The sequence below is a fragment of the Flavobacterium pectinovorum genome (assembly GCF_900142715.1).
In the GTDB taxonomy this organism is placed as follows: Bacteria; Bacteroidota; Bacteroidia; order Flavobacteriales; family Flavobacteriaceae; genus Flavobacterium; species Flavobacterium pectinovorum.
The window spans coordinates 116,383-136,214 of sequence record NZ_FRBX01000007.1 but is presented as its reverse complement, the minus strand read 5'-3'; the positions used below and the strand labels follow the sequence as shown (position 1 = coordinate 136,214).

The 19,832-nt window shown below is 34.7% G+C and carries 10 protein-coding genes; 2 read left to right on the top strand and 8 right to left on the bottom strand.

The genetic code is table 11. The annotated features are described in order from the left end of the window. Positions 1–29: 29 nt before the first annotated feature. The 8 genes from BUE22_RS20925 to BUE22_RS20890 all read right to left on the bottom strand — a co-directional run bounded on the left by BUE22_RS20925 (position 30) and on the right by BUE22_RS20890 (position 15,986). Positions 30–1,856, bottom strand: a complete 1,827-nt coding sequence (locus BUE22_RS20925; protein WP_073397941.1) for a metallophosphoesterase family protein — start codon at positions 1,854–1,856, stop codon at positions 30–32. A 247-nt stretch (positions 1,857–2,103) separates the two neighbouring features. Then, the gene (locus tag BUE22_RS20920; RefSeq protein ID WP_073397940.1) at positions 2,104–2,955 is read right to left on the bottom strand and encodes a DUF4861 family protein; all 852 of its coding nucleotides are present in this window, start codon (positions 2,953–2,955) and stop codon (positions 2,104–2,106) included. Between the two features lie 364 nt (positions 2,956–3,319). Continuing rightward, positions 3,320–3,886: a hypothetical protein gene (locus tag BUE22_RS20915; RefSeq protein WP_073397939.1), complete on the bottom strand. Its 567-nt coding sequence runs from the start codon at positions 3,884–3,886 to the stop codon at positions 3,320–3,322. A gap of 13 nt (positions 3,887–3,899) precedes the next feature. Further along, complete coding sequence (locus tag BUE22_RS20910; protein WP_073397938.1) at positions 3,900–6,176, bottom strand: GH92 family glycosyl hydrolase; 2,277 nt, start codon at positions 6,174–6,176, stop codon at positions 3,900–3,902. Between the two features lie 113 nt (positions 6,177–6,289). Further along, a complete protein-coding gene (locus BUE22_RS20905; RefSeq protein WP_073397937.1) occupies positions 6,290–8,608 on the bottom strand; it encodes a GH92 family glycosyl hydrolase in 2,319 nt (772 codons plus the stop codon). A 285-nt stretch (positions 8,609–8,893) separates the two neighbouring features. Further along, positions 8,894–10,507 carry a RagB/SusD family nutrient uptake outer membrane protein gene (locus tag BUE22_RS20900; protein WP_073398079.1) on the bottom strand — a complete coding sequence of 538 codons (1,614 nt, stop codon included), beginning with the start codon at positions 10,505–10,507 and terminating at the stop codon, positions 8,894–8,896. Between the two features lie 18 nt (positions 10,508–10,525). After that, positions 10,526–13,537: a SusC/RagA family TonB-linked outer membrane protein gene (locus BUE22_RS20895; protein WP_073397936.1), complete on the bottom strand. Its 3,012-nt coding sequence runs from the start codon at positions 13,535–13,537 to the stop codon at positions 10,526–10,528. Positions 13,538–13,817: 280 nt separating this feature from the next. Continuing rightward, positions 13,818–15,986, bottom strand: coding sequence for an alpha-N-acetylglucosaminidase (locus BUE22_RS20890; protein WP_073398078.1), 2,169 nt, complete (start codon positions 15,984–15,986; stop codon positions 13,818–13,820). Between the two features lie 711 nt (positions 15,987–16,697). Here BUE22_RS20890 and BUE22_RS20885 point away from each other — a divergent pair. Further along, complete coding sequence (locus BUE22_RS20885) at positions 16,698–19,091, top strand: TonB-dependent receptor (RefSeq protein ID WP_084540304.1); 2,394 nt, start codon at positions 16,698–16,700, stop codon at positions 19,089–19,091. A gap of 21 nt (positions 19,092–19,112) precedes the next feature. Continuing rightward, positions 19,113–19,832: an HmuY family protein gene (locus BUE22_RS20880; protein WP_073397935.1), complete on the top strand. Its 720-nt coding sequence runs from the start codon at positions 19,113–19,115 to the stop codon at positions 19,830–19,832.

Below are 19,832 nucleotides of genomic sequence, written 5' to 3'. Positions count from 1 at the left end.
TAATCTTTTTGATTTAATAAATATCAAAATTATTTAACAGATAAATTATCAATCTTGTTGTTTTTCAAATCAATCATAAAATGATCGGAAGGATCGCCGTTCATGGTTTTTGCAACTATTTCTGCCCATAAAATCAGTTTTGGATCATTTGATTTTTTCAACTGTGTACAAACCAATTCATATTGCTTTAATCTCTTGTTTCCAATTTCTGAATAAGCCAATTCATCAGCGCTTTTTAAACGGTAAAAATCGAAAATCATATCAAAACCAGTCCAGGATTCAAAATCAGAAATAGTCAGGGAATTTGATTTCAAATCTTTATCCGTTTCTGATGCATTTTTATTTATTTCTAATAAATTTTTTCCTGAAACATTTACTATTGATTTTAAAAAATCGGCAGGAAAATCTTCGGGTAAAAATCTTAAACGAACTAATTCCTTTAAATGCCAGTTTGTAAATGCTGCATAATCCTTGGCTTTTAAAATTTCTTTGTTCCAAATATGCTCGCTTTTATTATTCTGCAAATGCGCATATTCTTCTTCATAAAAAGGAAATAAACTATTGAAATTAGGCACTTTGCCAATTACAACCGTTTCAACCTCAAGTTCAGTATTAGAATGAATCATCAATATTTTATAAGCCGGCATATAAGCTGCAAGCGAAGGTGTTTGAATATTAAACAAAGTATTTCCTTTTGCTGATGTTCTTACGCCCGTATCGTTGATGTGCATGTGTCCTCCAAAATGAATCTGAATTCCGGCATCTGCAAATTGCTGCGCTACTTCTTCGTTAGGAACTCGCTGCAGCTGCATTTTATCGGCACCAAAAAGCTGTTTTAATTCCGGCGAGGCATTGTCATTAAATTCCACCATTGGATAATGACTAAAAGCAATCAGTATTTTTCCTCTTTGTTTCGCTTCCGCGGAAACCTTCTTTACCCATTTTAATAAATGGCTTTTATAAATCAGAACGTTATTGTAACCTGTATTGGCTCCCGAAAAATCATGCGGATCATCTTGTTTTCCTGATAATTTCTCGTTTGGAACATACGCATTGGCATCTATCGCCAAAAGCCAGATTCCTTTTATTGGTTCGACAAGATAACTGGCATCCGGAAGATATAGATTGGTGTTTTTAATTAGATACGTTCTTTTTTCTAAAACAGATTCTTTTAAAGCGTCTTCAAAATTATAATAATCATATGTGTAGTTTGAAAAAGGCGTTTCCCAATACAAATCGGTCTTTTTTGGGAAAAAACCAAAATCTCTCATTTCCTGAATCGTTTCCTTATATCCCCAGTTTTTTATATCGGCAGTGATAATCGGTTCAAGTTCACTTTTACTTTTATCTAAATTTTTCGAACTGCTGATGATCTGCTCTTTTCCGTCTTTGCCTAAGAAATCAGTTTTAGCGGCATCTTGCTGAAAGGGTCTTACAACATCATGATTACCAGTGGTAACAAAAAAATAGATTCCGTATTTTTGAGAATATTCGTTGAGTATTTTTCTCAATCCACGCACGTGAACGGGTTGTCCGTCATCGCTGAAATCGCCTGGAAGTACGACTTGTTTGATGCCTCTTTTGACAATATCGTTTAAAGCTTCCAGAAAGGCAAAATAATTTTCATTGAAAATTCTGGTTGAATGCAATTGAGTGTTCATCGTCCTGATATTGGCATATTCGCCCGTAACCGGATTTTTGATTCCCTGATAGTTATTATCTTCAAATTTGGCGAAAATATCTTGTAAATGAACATCGGCTATAAAAGCAATTTGGACTTCTTTTTTAGCGGTCTGCTGTGATTTGCAGGAATATAAAGAAAGTAATAGTACTAGTATAGCCGATATTCTAAACATTTATTTTGTATTCTAATTTTTAATAATTATCTGTTACTTGTATTTTTTTTTTAGATTATACCGATTATATATCCATGAAATGTCCTTAAAATTAGACGCGGATTAAACAGATTCGCTAACGCGAAGACGCGGATTAAAACGGATTTTTATTAATCTTTTAAAAAATACAAATAGATTATCCGTTTTAACCCGCGTCTTTACGAAGTAAATCCGTTCAATCCGCGTTCTTACTTAAAGGATAATTCTATTACTTTTTAATATATGCTTCCAATTTATCTAAAGTGTTCAATTCTGTTTCTCTTGCGCTCGAAGAAATGATTTTTGTTTCTAATGTTTTTGTTGGTTTAGAGATTAACAAATATTGTGTCCCATCATCTGTAGTTTTTTCATAATCTTTTGGATTATACATAATTGCTGCTCCAATCTCTACGATTTCTGCTGCAACATCTTCCGGATGTTTTCCCCAAACTGCGATATAATTTGTTCCTTTTTTAGTTCCAAAATCTTTGAAATAATTAATTCCTGTGGCAAATTGTACTTTTTCTCCGCTTAAAGAAACAGCTTCTACTTTTGCCTCTCTTTTACCGGAAAACACCGTAACACGAACTAAAATATCTACTTTTTTTCCTTTGTAAGGAACTCCTCTTGAAATCATTTCCATCCACGAAGTTGTATCTGTTTTCCCCACACGTGCCAAACGATTTGTTACCGGATTTAAAGGCACCACTTTTTCTCCATCCCAAAGTTTTACACCTCCCAAACCTACAGTTGATGCTACTTTATAGTAATCGGCTCCCCATCCTTCTTTTTGCTGTTCCGGCGTTGGGTACCAATTTGCCTTTCTTAACTCTAAACCTGGTTTTGCTTTAGAATAAACATCAATTGCTACTTTATCGCTAAAATAAATTCGTAAAGCCATCCATTCATTTTCGACTGCAGGCCCGTGATGTCCAATTGTTTTATATAAATCTCCCGTTTCTGAGCCAATATCTGTCAGATAAGTAATTTTATCAGACTTCATATACAAACTTGTATCTGTATTATTTTGTCCAAAACAAATGCAGCAAAAAAGTAAAGTGGTTAAGATTGATAATCTCATAATTTCAATTATTAATAGTTTAAAATTTAATTTTCGTAAATTTAAACTAACATTTCAATACTTTCACTATTACGCAAACGATTTCTCAATAAATAATCATTTTGTTATAAAAAAGGAGTAAATACAATAACAAAAACTAGATCGCAAAATGTTTTTGTATTTATTGTAAAGGATTCTTAATTATTTTTAACACATAGAAACATAGATTTTGATGCTTGTTAAGAGACGTTTCACTTGCATTAACAAATCCCGATGCTTCGGGACTATGTGTGAGAAACTAAGTTTCTTTTTGTCGTCTTTTCTACACAACTAAACTATGTTTCTATGTGTTGGATTCTTTTTTAATTACACCCAACGGGTTATATTATTTATCTGCTACTTTCACTAAAGTGAAGTTTATTCCTAAAGGATTCTTAGCTATTTTACAGATTAATGGATATTCTGGATTTTTGATAATCCACATTTCGGTTTCATCAATTTGTGCAATTACATGCAATGCGTCGATTAATTTTCCATCAATCGAAACACCGTTTTTGTCTTCGTTTTTATCTAAAACATAAGTTGTATTATTATAAACGAATGAACTATTTTTTACTAAATCCTGATAAGCCGATCTTGAAATCATAAAAAAAGTCTCCGTCGGTTTTAAGTTTAAAACTGGGGCGTATTCTCCCTGATTGAAACTTAAAGCATTTCCATTTTTTACTGCTTCAGGAAGCATCACAATACTGCTTTTTACGCCTCTGGTTTCCAATTTAAAAGTTAGTCCGTCACCCGCTGTTTGAGCTATAAGTGATAAAGTTCTCGTCTGTCCGTGAAGTTTACAGACATAATTTAGTTCTGTATTATTTTTTATTGTCGGAATGTAGTTTTGAGATGTTCCTTTTTGATAAACGATACAAAAAAGAATCATTAAAAATATATTTTTCATCTTGCTTATCATTTTATTTAACTGGAGGTAAAATAGTAGTTCCCCACGCAGAAGGTTTCGAATCCATTTCGAGAATCAATTCTCCTCCGTTATTAATATCATCGTGTAAAATCCATGCTTTGTTATATGGTTTACCGTTTAATGAAGCGGTTTTTATATACTTGTTTTTATCGCTCATTTTTTTAGCCGAGATTTTAAACTTTTTTCCGTTTTCTAATTGTATCGTTGTTTCTTTTACCAAAGGCGTATTAATCAGATAATAAGGCTGTCCGGCATTCGGATATAATCCCATCATGTGAAAAGCAAGCCATGAAGACATTGCACCAGAATCATCATTGCCCGGAAGTCCTTCTCTTGAAGTATTGAAATTATTTTTGATAATCGTTCTGATTCTGTCGCTGCTCAAATAAGGTTTACCGATCCAGTGATACAGACAAGGTGTTAAAAACGAAGGTTCATTGGCCACATTATACAATTCGGAATTAAAGAACGTATTAAGTCTTTCTTCAAAAGCTTTTTCTCCTCCCGACTTACGAACCACTTCGGGAATATCATGCGGAATACTAAAGGAATATTCCCATGAATTTCCTTCGTAAAAAAACACGCACCAATGGCATACATACCAAGGCGATTCGATAATTACTGGAGTATATTTATAAGTAGGTTTCTGGATTTTTGATTCGCCGAAAACAACATCATCCAGCCAGTTTCCGTCTTTGTCTTTTGGCATAATAAAACCTTTGGCTCCGTTATTTTCGTAATCAGGACGCCATAAATTCTGCCAGCTGTCAGCTTGTTTGATATATTGATTGTACAAATCTGTTCTGCCTAATCCTTTTGCAACAACGGCAATATTATAATCGTTGTAAGCATAATCGATTGTTCGGTTTCCTGCGCGGTCTGTGCCGAAGGGAACATATCCTAATTTTAAATAATCTATTAACCCGCCCCTTCCTTCTTTTTCTTCATTTCCTCCCGGCGGAACGGTTGCGTCTTTGAGCATAGCCTGCAAAGCCAGTTCGTAATCAATTCCTTTTAAGTTTTTTACAAAAGCATCTGCCAGAACAACCTCAGCATTTGAACCTCCCTGAGTTCTTCCATTATCGTTGCCGCTTCTTCCTTCAGGTAAAAAACCTTCGCGTTTGTAAATATTGAGCATGGCATTTATAATTTCGACTTTACGCTTAGAATCTATCAGTGTAATTAAAGGACTTGAGGTTCTAAAAGTGTCCCAAATCGTATAAAAATCATCGTAATAAGGTTCATCATTTGTCCATAAGGGATTTTCTCCGGTTCTATCAACAGGCATAATCATTGTGTGATATAAACCTGTGTAGAACATTTTTTTATATTCATCTGAAGTGTCTGCAGAAAGCTGAATTCGACTTAATAAGTTTTCCCATTTATTTTCTAAGGTGGATAAAACGGTATTAAAATCCCAATACGGAATTTCTACTTCTATGTTATTTTTTGCTTTTAATTCACTTAAAAAAGAGATTCCGATTTTGACATTCAGTTCTTCTTTTCCCCCGTTTCCGAAAGAAAGTAATGCTGCTGTTTTTTTTCCAGAATCAAACTGTGCTTTTTGATTGTTGTAAAATTTTCCGTCTTTAAAGGTTACATATTTTGCAATCGGCTGATCGAAAACAGCCCAAAAATAAACCGTATAAGCGCGGCCATTGTTCCAGCCTCCTCTTATTCTACTGTATCCTCGAACTTCGGTATCCGAAACAATTTCGATCTGCGAACCTACAAACTGCTGCGCTTCTCTGGCGTCAGGAATCTTTTCTTCTCCAAGAAAAAATCCCGGATCTATTTTTAATTCTTTTGAGGTGTTTTTTGGATAAGTAATACGGTAAAATGATACTTTTTCGCCTGTCGTTATTTCGGTTTTAATTTTATTTTCTTTGAAAACCGTTTCGTAGTAACCCAGTTTTACATTTTCTTCTGTTCGAAATGAGGTCTGATCCATTTTATCCAAAGCACCGGAAAATGGCATAATTTGAATGTTCCCGTATTTCGGGCCTCCGCCTGTTCCGCTTACGTGTACTTGGCTAAAACCTGTTACTTCTTTTGGCATTGGCAGCCAGCCGCTGTTTGGACTTGAGGTACAATCCGGACTTGGTTTTACCATTCCGTATGGACAAGATGGGCCAATAAAAACCCTGCCAACCCCTTCTGATCCAATCATTGGATCGACGTATTGATGAACGGTTTTCTGAGCGTTACTTGTAATTGTTGTAAGAAATGATATTCCTAAAAAAAAGATAAACTTGGATGATATTTTCATTGTGGTTATTTCTTTGTTTTTGTTTGTGTTTTTAATTATTTTTAATATTTCTCAAATAACTATATTTATATATTTTTATGCGTTAATAGGGTTTTAACCCAACGTTATCTTTACTATTTTTCTAGCTTTGGCTGATTTGACATTTCTAAAATCATCTCACCTCCATTAGTAATCTCCTGATGTGAAAGACTGAATTTTGGCACTGCTTTCTGATTGAATTTGATATCCTTTATATACACATTTTCAGCGTTGTTGTTATTGGCTTTGATGGTGAATGTTTTGCCTGAATAATATTTCGGATTTAAGTCTATCGTGATTTTATTGAATATTGGACTTCCAATTTGATAAACGGCATCTTGGTCTGTTCCGCCGTTCATTTGAAATAAACCTAATTTAAGCAATACATTTAGACTTCCCATTAATCCCTGATCTTCGTCGCCGTTATAACCAGTTGCCGGAGATAATCCGCTGAAAGTTTCTTTTACTACATTTCTTGTCCAATACTGTGCTAAATCCGGCCTTCCTAATACTGCAAAAATATTGGATGTTTGTATAGAAGGCTGATTTCCAAAATTTACAGGAATTCTGCTAAATTCTGGATGTAATTCTGCATCATGCGATGTACCAGAAGTATACTTTTGTTTTTTGGCCGTTTCAAATTGGGCATTCAATTTTTCGACAGCTTTTTCCTTTCCTCCCATCAAAACGGCTAAACCTTCAATATCATGCGGTACAAACCATGTTGATTGTGCACCATTTGATTCTATAAATCCATTTTCATATTGATAGGGATCATAATTTTCACGCCATTTTCCTTCTACGTTTTTCGGACGCATCCAGCCTATTTTTGCATCAAAAACATTTTGATAGTTTTTAGCTCTTTTGATGAAATAATTATAATCTTCTTCATGATTTAGTTTTTTAGCCAATTGCGCCAAAGTCCAATCCTGATAGGCATATTCTAAAGTCTGGCTTGTACCGTCTTCATGGCTTCCGAAGTTGCCTTCGGGAAGCGGATAAGGCACATATCCTTTTTCTAAATAATATTTTAATCCACCGCCAATATTGGTATTGTGTTCATATCCTGCTTTTTCCATAATACCTCCCGGCATATGATTTTTTTTGAGCGCGATATAAATCTCCTCTAAATCTTCCTTCACAATTCCTTTTTGAATGGCACTTACGATAAAAGGTGTTGCCGAAGCTCCGGTCATTACATAAGTATCATTTCCTCCTGAAGGACCACGCGGAATCATACCGCCGTCTTTGTAATACTGCATTAACGAATAGACAAATTCTTCCATAATTTCTGGATATACCAATCCCCAAAGATTATTAATTGTCCATTGTGCGCCCCAGAAAGCATCGGAATTGTAATGGTTGAATTTTGGTTTTCCGTCAGCATTTAAAGGCAATTGTCCGAGTCTGAATTTTTCTCCTGTATTATCCGGATAGGCTCCATTTGCGTCACTGATTATTTTTCTGCCTTGAAGGGCATGCCAAAGATCCGTGTAAAATCTTCTTTGGTCGGTTTGGGTTCCTCCTTCTATTTTAATTCTTCCCAATAAATCACTCCACACTTTTCTGGAATCGTCAACTGTTTTATTAAAATCCCAATGTGGTAATTCGGTTTCGATATTATTACCGGCATTTTCTATTGAAGTATAAGAAATACCAACTTTCATCAATATTTGTTCTTTCGTTTTATTAAAATTGACCAAATAATTACCTGTCAGATTATCTCTTTCTATGGAAGTAATCGGCTCGTTTGTTTTAATTTTAAAAAATACGGTTAATGGTTTTGGGCGTCTGAAATTGGTACTCAAAACTAATGAACCCGAAAGTTCATAATCATTGTTTTTTTCTAATTTGCCATTTGCATTTTCACAAGGCCCTAAAATAGTGTTCAAATTAAAAAGAACTGCTTTTTGTGCCTTTATTGGAAAAGTATATTTATGAAAACCAACTCTTTGCGTACTGGTTAATTCTGCCGTTATTTGATATCGCTCTAATTTTATGGAATGATATCCTGGTGTTATAATTTCGTTTTGATGACTGAATTTCGAATAAAAGTCTTTAAAAATAGTTGGTTTGTTTCCTGCTGTAATTGTTACTGGCATTACTGATACACCAGACATTTGCCATTCGTGAACGTGGCTGAAACCTTTAACTGTATCTGTAGTATATTTATAACCGCCACCCCAATCGCCTTTAATTTCTGTATCGGGATTTAGGTTTACCATACCAAACGGACGACTTGCTGATGAAAAGTAAAACCATCTGGAATTTTCGGTGTCCAACAACGGATAAACCATGTCTGATAACTGTTTCTTTTTTAAAGAAATAGTTTTCTGAGCATTGCACGACACTAAAAAAACAAGAGTTAAACCTATTCCAATGCGTCCTATTTTATAGATTTTATTTAGTTTCATTTATTCTGTTTGTATTGTTGGGACAATATTGTTTTATACAGGATTTTATCGGATTATAGTGTATTCTCAAAGCATAACCTAAATGAATGTTACAAAGCTTAATCTTTCACTGCTTTCTCAAACGGCATTCGATTAAGCTTTGCTTTCATTCAAAAACAAAACTAAACTGATTCTTACGAGCAACTGAATAGACCAGTTTTTTAGTAAAAAAAGGAGAAGAATTTACGCTCCTCTCCTTTTCAAAATTAAAATTGGGTAACAATGCGTACTTACTAATTCTTATTTTTAATATCCATCATTCTGGATCAGAGCCGGGTTTAAAACCATAGCGTTGGTTGGAATTGGGAAAACACGGCGATAGGTATCTGCATTGGTTTTGTAACCCCATTGCCCTTCATATTTTCCAAAACGGATCATATCATTTCTATGCCATGCTTCCCAGGTAAATTCACGACTTCTTTCTTTGTAAAGATCTTCTAATGTTACACCGCTCAATGCTGGAGATGTTGTACGATTAGAACGAACCATGTTTACTAATGCATCTGCACTTTGTCCTAATGTTACACTTCCTCCACGAAGAATTGCTTCTGCTTTCATTAAAAGAACATCTGAATAACGTAAGAAAGGAACATCATTGTTTTGATTACGATTTGTTGAAGTAGCATCCGGGTAAAATTTAACATTTCTGTATCCCATATTCCATGCAATTTCGTCATTTCCAAGATCAAATAAAGTTTCACTTTGACGTGGTATAATATCTGGTGTTAAATTAACCTGATAAGTATATGTGTCTCCTCCATCAGATCCTGTATAAAATTGGTCATATCCTTTTTTGGTTGTTGTAACCATTACCGGAGTAACGCCATTATTCATATATTGAAGACCTGTAAGCCATTGTTTATTTCGAATATCATTTACATCATCAAAATAAGCATAAAATTCAGGAAGGGTACTTCTTGGTGCACTTGGTGTAAATGCAAGACCAAACTTCGCTCTTTCAGAACGCGGTACATCATAACGTGAATGGTACATTTGTCCGTTGTAACCCACTGTAACAGCTGCCGGATCGTAAGGAACTGCAAAAATGAATTCTTTCATCAAAGGCCCATTTGTTGGATAAAACATTTGAAGGTAAGTTGCTCTTGGCTCAACAACATATAAGCCTGAGTTGATTACTTCATCACAAGCTGCAATACATTCATTAACACGTGATGCGCCTGTATATACCTCAGCGTTTAGATATAATTTAGCAAGCATTGCATTAGCCGTTTGTTTATTTGGTCTTCCGTAAGTGGCAACTCCGGCAACCGGATTTAAATTAGGAACGGCATTTTTTAATTCTTTTTCAATAAAATTAAAAACATCTTTTCTTGGCGTTTTGGCATGAGACGTAAAATCTCCGTATAAAGTGTCCAACGGTACATCTCCATAACTATCCATTAACATGTAATAAGAAATAGCACGCATTGTTTTTAACTCAGAAATCAACGTGTTTTTATCTGCACCTTCAGGCATTGTCTGATTTAAAATTGAAATTGCCTGATTACTTGTCCCGATCACTTTAGATGACCAATCCCAAAGACTTCCTATGATTCCGTTATCTGCATTCCAATCATGATAATGCATTGCGATATAGTTTCTGTTATCAAACCAGTTACCTCCTCTTGCAGGCAAAATAGCTTCGTCTGTAGATAAAGATTGTGACCACCACCAGGCAAATGAAAACTCACCTCGAAATGCTGCATAAACAGGTCCTGTAGTCTGAATATATTGTGCTGAGTTTTGTGGAAATACTTCAGGTGTCAATTGTGTTGTAATAGGCACTTCAAGATCGTCACAAGACCATATTAAACCAGCCATAAGTACTGGGAGCCCTAAATATTTTAATATCTTTTTCATAATTTTTAGCATTTAATTTTAGAAGATCACATTTACACCAAACATATAAGTTCTGGTTTTTGGATAGAAGTTATTTGAATCTACACCCGGAGCAGTTCCTCCTTGTTCAACTTCCGGATCAATTCCTTTGTATTTGGTAATAACAAATACGTTGTTTACGGTTTGATAAATACGTACACTGTTTATATACCTTCCCACTTTACCAAAATTATATCCTAAAGTCATATTGTCTAATCTTACATAGCTGCCGTCTTCTATAAAACGATCTGAATATTTATAAGAGTTTAAGTCATTTGGAGACTCGTTTCCTGCATCAACTAAAATATTATTGGTCATTGCAGTACTAGGTCTGAATAAATCGGCACGAGTGGCATTGAAAATTTTATTACCAAAAACTCCTCTGAAGAAAATACTTAAATCGAATTTTTTGTATTGAAAATTATTAGCCCATCCTACTAATAGTTTTGGCTGTGCGCTTCCTGCATAATGATAATCTACTCCGTTTAAAGGCGTTGTAGTCAGAGCACCATTTTTATCGTAATACTGTGAAACTCCGTCAGCATTTTTTCCTGCATATTTCAATGTAAAGAATTGTCCTAAAGGTTTTCCTTCTTTAAAAATCTGTAAAGTACTTCCTGTTTGTCCGCCTCCGTCTGGCTGTACACGACGAATAGAATCTCCGCCAACAAAGAATGGACTGGTTAATTTTACGATTTCATTTTTATTGTGGGCCAAATTCAGATTAGTTGTCCAGCTGAAATTTGCTGTTTTAACAGGAGTTGTACTTAAACTAACCTCAATACCTTTATTAGACATTGTTCCTCCGTTTGCAACAATTGATCCTACTGGTACAAGCACCGGATTCACATTATAATTGAAAATCATGTCTGTTGTTTTTTTGTCGTACACATCAACAGAACCTGTTACTTTTCCTTTTAAGATTGAGAAGTCAACTCCAATATTTGTGGTAGCAGTTTTTTCCCATTTTAAATCAGGATTTGCTGCCTGGTTAGGACCATAAGCTCCAATTTGTTGTCCGTTATAATAGAAAGTTCCTAAACTTCCGGAAATAAACTGTGCTGTATAAGCATTAAATCCAGATGAGTTTCCTGTTACCCCCCAGCTTCCGCGGAATTTCAAATCACTAAAAAAGTCTTGATTCTTCATGAAACCTTCCTTATCTACTCTCCACGCACCACCTACAGAAGGGAAATATCCCCATTGGTTATTTCCTCCAAACATAGATCCACCATCTCTTCTAATTGATCCTTGTAATAGATATTTGTCTTTGTAATTGTAATTCACACGTCCAAAATAAGCTATCAAACGTGTTTTTTGATAAGCTTTACTGTCACCAAAATTTACTACATAACCATTAACCGAAGTGTAATTACTTAAAGCAAGGTTGTTATACCCAACATTGTCTACAGGAAAGTTCGTTGTTGTAGCCTGAAAACCGTCTCCTAATGTATTTTCCTGCCAAGAGTAACCTCCTACAGCTTTTATTTTATGCTCTCCAAATGTTTTATCCCAAGTAAGGAAACTTTCAATAATATTGTTTCTGGTTTCGTAAGAATTTCTCAATGCAGAACCATTTACACCAAAATTAACCAATGTTTTTGTCAAAGGTGGATCTGGGTTGTTGTAAAAATTGGCACTGTTGTATTGTGAATAATAACTGTCATAAAATTCTCCATGAGAAGTAGTTAATCTTTGGTGTGCTAAATTCAAATTATAAGTGAATCCAAACGGAAGTTTTACTTCTGCAGTAAAGTTACCTACAAGGTTTTCCGTTTTAGTTTCATCGGTACCATGATCAATTAAAGCTACCGGGTTAAAATATCCCGGACTGGTAAAATTTTCGAAAAAACTTCCATCAGCATTTCTTACCGGAGAAACAGGAAGATAACTTGCTGCCTGCAAAAGAACGGTATTTCTCTGTGGTACATTTTGATATTTTGTACTGGAATTGGTAACGTTTAAACCAAATTTAACTTTATCATCAAAAGCAAATTGTTCAACAGATAAACGGGCAATAATACGAGAAAAGTCACTTTTTAACATTACCCCTTCTTTGTTAAGAGAAGTGATACTTGCTGTATAGTTTCCATGATCTCCGCCGCCGCTCATCGATAAGTTATGACTGCTTGATGCTGCACGTCCTGTTCTTAAAATTTCTTTTTGCCAGTTTGTATTTGCACCTTTGTCATTTTCCGGAGTAAAGTTCAAATTGTTTTTAGTTGTAAAATCTCTCAGCTGATCTGCATTCATCATGTCCAGATTATTTGAAACTTCTTCCCAACCAACATAACCATTGTATGCAATCTGAGTTTTGCCCTTACTTCCTTTTTTTGTTGTTACCATGATAACTCCATTTGCAGCACGGTTACCGTAGATTGCCGTTGCAGCAGCATCTTTTAAGACATCGATAGTTGCAATATCATCTGGGGAAATTACGGAGATATCAACTCCCGGAATACCATCTATTACATAAAATGGTCCTTGTGAACTATTTAATGTAGAAGCTCCACGCAAAACTACAGAAGCCGTTTTTGTAGGGTCACCGCTTGATGAAATGTTCAAACCGGAAACTTTACCTTGTAAAAGCTGTCCTACATCACTAATTGCCCCTCTGTTTAAATCTTCGGCTTTTACAGAAGTTACAGCAGTCGTAAGGTTTTTACGCGACCCTTTTCCATAACCCACTACTACAACTTGTTCTAAACTGTTTGTCGTAGGCTGTAATTTAATCGAATAATTTGTTTTTGTTTCGTCTAGTTTTAAAGTCAAATCTTCAAACCCCATATAAGAAACTATTAGTATAGCATTTTTGTTTGAAGCCGAAAATTTAAATTTTCCATCAAAATCTGTTGTTACTGAATTCGTTGTACCTTTCTCTAGTACATTGGCGGCTGGCAGTGGAATGCCTTTGTCATCTAAAACCACACCGGACACTTCTGTTTTTTGTGCCCAGGTATTAATTGAGAAGCAAAAACAAAAGGCTAATAATAAAAGTTTAAGTTTTTCCATTTTGATATTGGTTAATTGGTTAATATAGTATTGACGAAATTAATGGTAAAGAAATGTTAACAAATGGACAAGTTATTCATAAACATGGATAATTCATATAAAGTCAATGATAGAAAGGGTTTCCGAAATTATTTTTCTAAAATTACATAGTTAAAAACTTATTAATTAATCGATTTCGTAAAAATTTCATTTCATATTTTAAGTATAGTTTAAGGTAATGGTTAAAAGTTTAAGTTATATTTTGGTTATATACGTATTAATTATAGTCTTGGTATATTTTTTATTTATTTTCAGTCCATTTGATTTCCCAGTTTTTAATTAATTCTCTTTCTTTTGTTTCATCAAAAGGAGTGTTATCCACTGCTGATTTTTTTAGAGCTTCTAAAAACATTTTCCATCTTGGCCAGTAAAATCCTTTATACATTCCGTTCCACGATCTGGATGCATAATCATTTAAATGTCCTTCTCCTCCCCAAAGCGTTATTAATGTTTTGGCATTTTTTACGTATAATTTAGATACTTCAGGAGAATCACCATAATCAGAAGCTGATTTTACCCATTGATCCAGACTGTTTAATGGTTGTCGTGACATCATCTTATCGATATCAAGAGCTTGTTTTTCTATCTTTTTAAATAGTTGATCTCCTTTCGCAATATCTTTTTGCTGATAGGCTTTTACACATTCCATCAAATCTTCATCAATACAAAGTGAATAGTAATGTCTTGAAGCATCGATTAAATCGTAATTGATAAAATTCTTTTTATCAAACTTTTTGGCTTCTTTGGTTAAAATATCCAAAGCTTCTTTTAGTTTTTTCTTATCTCCGGGATTTCCTTTAAATTCTGTAATTGTTGCAGTCGGGCGTTTAAATAATAAATACGCTCCAGCCCTATCATTCCACCAGCGGGTTTCCCAATATTTGATATTGTAAACAGATTCAAGTAATAATTCCCATGCCTGAAAAACAGATTTTGAAGTTGTTTGTCCGTATCTCGCATTTAAATATTTAGTCAGCCAGTCGTTTACAGGTTGTTCACCCTGACTCCACGGAAGGTCATAAATATATTCGTATACAATTGAATTATTATTTAAACCTTCGGGCATTGCGCCGTAGCCTACAACATTTCCTCTATTTGGATTTTTAAGTAAACTCGTCAATTCGTTTTTATAGAAATTCAGGTCTCCATATACAGGATTTGATCCTCCATAATTATGTACATAACCGTAAGTCCATTGTTTACCATAAAAGGCTTCCTGGTTTTCCCATACCTTATATCGGTCGTTGGCATAATCCTGGATCATCAATCTGTCATTTGGCACTTTACTAAGAAATGCGCTTGTAGCTTCTTTTGTCCAGAATTCTTTATTATCTCCAAAAAGCCATCCCTGCATAACCCAGACTGCACCCGGTGCGGCTTCATTAATGGTTTCATAAATCGCACTTCCGTAATTAGAAAGTTCTTCATATTTATTGTGTTCCGAAACCGGAGGTTCAATCTCATTAAAAGAATCTGCCAGATAGAAATTCGACTTGCCGTACATTTTAGTATAAATTTCAATAAAGCGTTTTCCTATTTTTTTAAACAAAGGATCTTTGGAATCTAATAGAAAAGTACTTGCAAAACCACCTCCCGACCAGGATTTTAATTCCGTTATTTTGGCTTCCGGATGTTTTTCTGCAAAAGCTTTAGGAACATAACCGCTAAATGCCGGTACTACGGGATGCATGTCTAATGCCCTCATTCTTTCTAAGATTTTCTTTTGCAGCTCTTCTTTTTTACTGAACCATTCTTGTGGCAATGGCCCTTCAAGACTGTTGATATTTCCCATACGCTGCCACGGCAAAAAGGCTGGTCCGGCAAAATGAGCTTCTAATTGAGTACTGGTCAAACCATACTCTTTCCATAATTCCTGCCACACGGCTTCCTGACCTTCCATTGCAGTTGGAAGATTGATCCCGTGCATCGCCATCCAGTCGATTTCCTGCTCCCAGCGTTTCCAGTCCCACCATGGAGTGGTATAGCCAAAAGTACAGGCATTTAGATATTCTCTGTATTGAAATGGTGTAGTTCCCTTTCTTGAATATTCTGGCCATGACTTAGGTAAATCAACTCTATTTCCTTCCCAACTTACTAAAACGGCTCCTATATCTCTAAGAAAATTATAAGCTGCATAACAAATTGCTGTATTGTTTGAACCCTTTATTTTTACATGATTGTTTTTTGTTTCAATTTCAAACCAATCTGATTTATTCTCTTTGTTTTCAACAATGCTTAATTCAAACTCACTGGCACGATTACCTATAAGTCTTTCTATTACTGCCAATGCGTCTTTTGTATTTTCTTCATTTTTAGAATATCCTTTAAACGAACAAAGAAATAACAACATAACTGATACAGCCATTTTTAAGGAATTGTACTTTTTACTTTTTAAATTCTCTCTTTTCATATAAATCATATCTTAATTAAATTGTCTTAACGTATTTAGCCTAACAAAAACAAGGGAGATTAAATAATAACTAATCTCCCTAACAAACAAAACCTAACAAAAAATATATTACTAATAATTAACAATCGTGTTCATTAAATTTCAGAATCAAATAATGGAATGTCAGACCGAAAAATAAAAGTATATATAATGCTATTCTATAAGATGGATTTATCAATCAAAAGCATAGACATATTCTCTCGAAACCTCTTTTTTCTTAATAAGAAGATTTAAATTGAGAAAAAAGGTAAAATATTGAATTTGAATGGATCTCTTTTTACCACAAAAAGTTAAGGAAGTTTTTTAGAAACATTACAGAAAGCCTGCAAATCCAAGATCCGCAGTTTTTTTTAGGTAGTTTTTCAGTCTTAATAAAAACACGAATCAATCCCAAAACGGGTGGATTTTTAAAATTTAAGTTCCATATGCCTTTCGCTGACTTTAAAAATACTACAACTAAAGTAAAGGCTTCATCAAAATACTACAACATATTGTTTTTAAACAATTTAAAAAGAACAAAACATGCTGTAAAAGTGGTAAATAATAATTTAAGAAAAAATATGTAAATAAAATACTATTACATAATTATTAATTTACTATTTTTACACAGTCTAAATAAGAATAGCTATTTTATATCTACTCTTACCTCTGGCAACTCGCATATCAGTAAAAATGAAAAATATAAGCACTTTCAATTCTATTAAAAAGATCATTACGGGTTTTATTGTACTATTTTTTAGTATAGCTCAAGCACAAAGTAATAACGCGATTAGCGGTTTAATTCACCATTCTGAAAATCCGTTATCACATGCTAAAATAGTAGTAGAACCTTCTGATAAAAGTGCAATATCTGACAGTAAAGGCTATTTTTCATTTTCGGGATTAACAAATGGAGCGTATACCATTAGAATCACTATTATGGGTTTTAAAGATTACATACAAGAGATCACTTTAAACGGACAAGCGGTTAAACCACTTCATATACAAATGGAATCCGGTATTGATCTAAAGGAAGTCAATGTAACAAGCCGTAGTACTGTTAAGAACAATCCCGAAACCTTAGTCAATGCACAATACAGCGCAATGCCTGTAACAATCATAGATCGCAAAACCATAGAACTTATGGGCAGCAGAAGACTTGATGAAATATTGAAAGAACAAACCGGAATTGCTATTGTAAATAATATTAGTGGCGGAGCCCGATCTGTTGGTGTTCAAATGCAGGGTTTTGGCAGTGAATATATTATGGTTCTCATTGACGGTCAGCCAATGGTTGGGAGAAATAATGGTAATTTTGATCTTTCAAGAATCAGCGTATCAAATATTGAACGTATTGAGATTATAAAAGGTGCATCTTCCAGCCTTTACGGGAGCGAAGCTCTTGGAGGAACAATTAATATTATTACACGGCATGGTGTGGTTGATCCGCAAATGCAGGCATCTTTAAGTTATGGATCATTAAATATAATTGATGCTACACTAGAAGGAGAAACACCCTTTTTACAAAATAAAGGAACAGCAAATATTGCCGCTAATTACTACAGAACAGACGGTTACAATACCAATTCTAAATATATTCAGGGCACTACATCTCCGCCTTATGACAATTATAGCTTACAGGGACGATCGCGTTATCAGGTAAATGAAAGTAGTTTTCTGGGTTTAAGCGGACGTTATGGATTGCGACGTTCTTTTATGCAGAAGGATTTTGGTCTCGGTCATATATCCGGCGATAATCAGGACGAGCAGGATCTTAATCTTTCGGTTTCTTTTGATCATCGTTTTAATAGTAATTTTAGAAGTATTACCAAATATTACCTCACATATTACTCGGCAGACATGAGTGTTGCCTGGCAGCAAAATAACAGTGCGGTAAGTCAGGACGTTTTTAAACAGACTTTGCATCGGGCTGAACAGCAATTTTCTTATAGCAATAATAATTCATATCAGCTGGTTGCCGGAATTGGCGGCAGTATCGAAAACATGAATGATAATGCACTTGCCGGTGTAAATTCATTAGAAACTTTTTTCTCATACGTTCAGGGCGAATGGACTCCTTTTCAAAAATTAAAAACCGTTGGCGGATTACGATATGATTATACCAATAATTTTGGAGGAAGATTGAACCCTAGTTTTGGGCTTCAGTATTTTATAACACCAAAAATAACATTTAAGGCTGGTATCGGTACAGGTTTTAAAGCACCTGATTTTAAAACCAATTACTTGGTATTTTATAATCCAAGCAGCAATTATCTTGTAGTTGGAAATGCCGTTCTCTCCCCTACACTACAGCAGTTACAGCAAGACGGACAGATTAGCGAAATAAGACAATATATTCTAAATCAAACCGCCGGAAATTTACAGGCCGAAAAAAGTACTTCCTATAATGCAGGTTTGGTTCTGGAGCCTTCTAAAACTTTTAAAATTGAGGGAAGTGTTTTTTATCATAAAATAACAAATCAAATTAATAGTATACAAGTAGCCACCGGTACCAATAACCGAATTATTTATACGTATCAAAATTTGCCTGAAGCTGTAAATAAAGGTTTTGAGCTTGCCTTAAAATTCAGTCCATTAAAAAATATGGAAATAAGTGCCGGTTATCAATACTTAATTGCAAAGGATTTAAGTGTAAAAGACAGCATCAGAGCAGGAAAATGGCCTTATAGCCAAAACATACATGATCCTGCAACGGGAAATTCTTATGCGCCGCGCCCATCAGACTATTGGGGAATTGAAAATCGCTCACGCCATATGGCCAATACATCTGTTTTTTATCGTTATGATCCCTGGAAAATCAATGCCAATGTCAGGGTAAACTTTAGAGGAAAATATCCTTTTGGAGATCGTAACGGAAATCAATTCATCGATAAATACGACATTTTTGTAAAAGACTACTTTTTGACCAATGCCAGTCTGGAAAAACAATTACTAAAAGAGCATCTCAGCATCAGATTTACTGCTGATAATATTTTTAACTACACCGATCCTTTAATGCCCGGACAGCCCGGAAGGATACTCCTTTTGGGCATAAGCTATCGTTTCTTTAAAGACAAGGAAAACTAATAAACTTTAAATATTTCTAAAATGACAAAAACCAAAATAATTAAAAAATGGCATTTTTTACTGCTTATGATTATAGCGATGAACTTTATCGCCTGCAGCAGTAACGACGAAAATACCGGCGCTTCACTACAAGATGGCAAAAGCATTGTTATCAACGATCTTGCCGGAGATACCGGAGCGGCTATGGGCGACGCAACAGAAGGAAAAGTACAAAGAAGCTTTCATACTTTTCTTTTTCGTTTCAGTGATCAAAAACAAATTTGGCTTCATACCAAAGCAGATTCTTTGCAATATATGAAAACAGCAGACTGGGATCTTGCTTTTACCGGACCGTACAACAGCGAAGTTTTTGTAAACAATGCAAAATATCAATATAATCCTGGCTATGAAGGAGCTGCTCAAAATACAGCCGTTGTGCTTCTTAATGAAACTTATCAAAATGTAACTCAGGCACCAGCAGACAGCGAATTTGACAATAGTGAAATTACTAAAATCGGATGGTCATCTTCTGAAAGTTCTCCGGGCTGGTTCTATTACAGTTTAAGCAGCCATATCATGCAGGCTATTCCTGATCGTACCTACGCGATAAGGCTTCCGAATGGAAAATACGCAAAACTACAACTTATAAACGCTTATAAAGGAAATCCTCCTGCAGTAACAGATCTTAATTGGCCGGCACCTTATTTTACATTTAGATATTATGTTCAGGCTGACGGAAGCAAAAGTTTAAATACAAAATAA

What these genes read in the sequence shown, in the direction of transcription:
- BUE22_RS20925 (WP_073397941.1), bottom strand. Translation starts at nt 1,856, where the DNA reads ATGTTTAGAATATCGGCTATACTAGTACTATTACTTTCTTTATATTCC.
- BUE22_RS20920 (WP_073397940.1), bottom strand. Translation starts at nt 2,955, where the DNA reads ATGAGATTATCAATCTTAACCACTTTACTTTTTTGCTGCATTTGTTTT.
- BUE22_RS20915 (WP_073397939.1), bottom strand. Translation starts at nt 3,886, where the DNA reads ATGAAAAATATATTTTTAATGATTCTTTTTTGTATCGTTTATCAAAAA.
- BUE22_RS20910 (WP_073397938.1), bottom strand. Translation starts at nt 6,176, where the DNA reads ATGAAAATATCATCCAAGTTTATCTTTTTTTTAGGAATATCATTTCTT.
- BUE22_RS20905 (WP_073397937.1), bottom strand. Translation starts at nt 8,608, where the DNA reads ATGAAACTAAATAAAATCTATAAAATAGGACGCATTGGAATAGGTTTA.
- BUE22_RS20900 (WP_073398079.1), bottom strand. Translation starts at nt 10,507, where the DNA reads ATGAAAAAGATATTAAAATATTTAGGGCTCCCAGTACTTATGGCTGGT.
- BUE22_RS20895 (WP_073397936.1), bottom strand. Translation starts at nt 13,537, where the DNA reads ATGGAAAAACTTAAACTTTTATTATTAGCCTTTTGTTTTTGCTTCTCA.
- BUE22_RS20890 (WP_073398078.1), bottom strand. Translation starts at nt 15,986, where the DNA reads ATGAAAAGAGAGAATTTAAAAAGTAAAAAGTACAATTCCTTAAAAATG.
- BUE22_RS20885 (WP_084540304.1), top strand. Translation starts at nt 16,698, where the DNA reads ATGAAAAATATAAGCACTTTCAATTCTATTAAAAAGATCATTACGGGT.
- BUE22_RS20880 (WP_073397935.1), top strand. Translation starts at nt 19,113, where the DNA reads ATGACAAAAACCAAAATAATTAAAAAATGGCATTTTTTACTGCTTATG.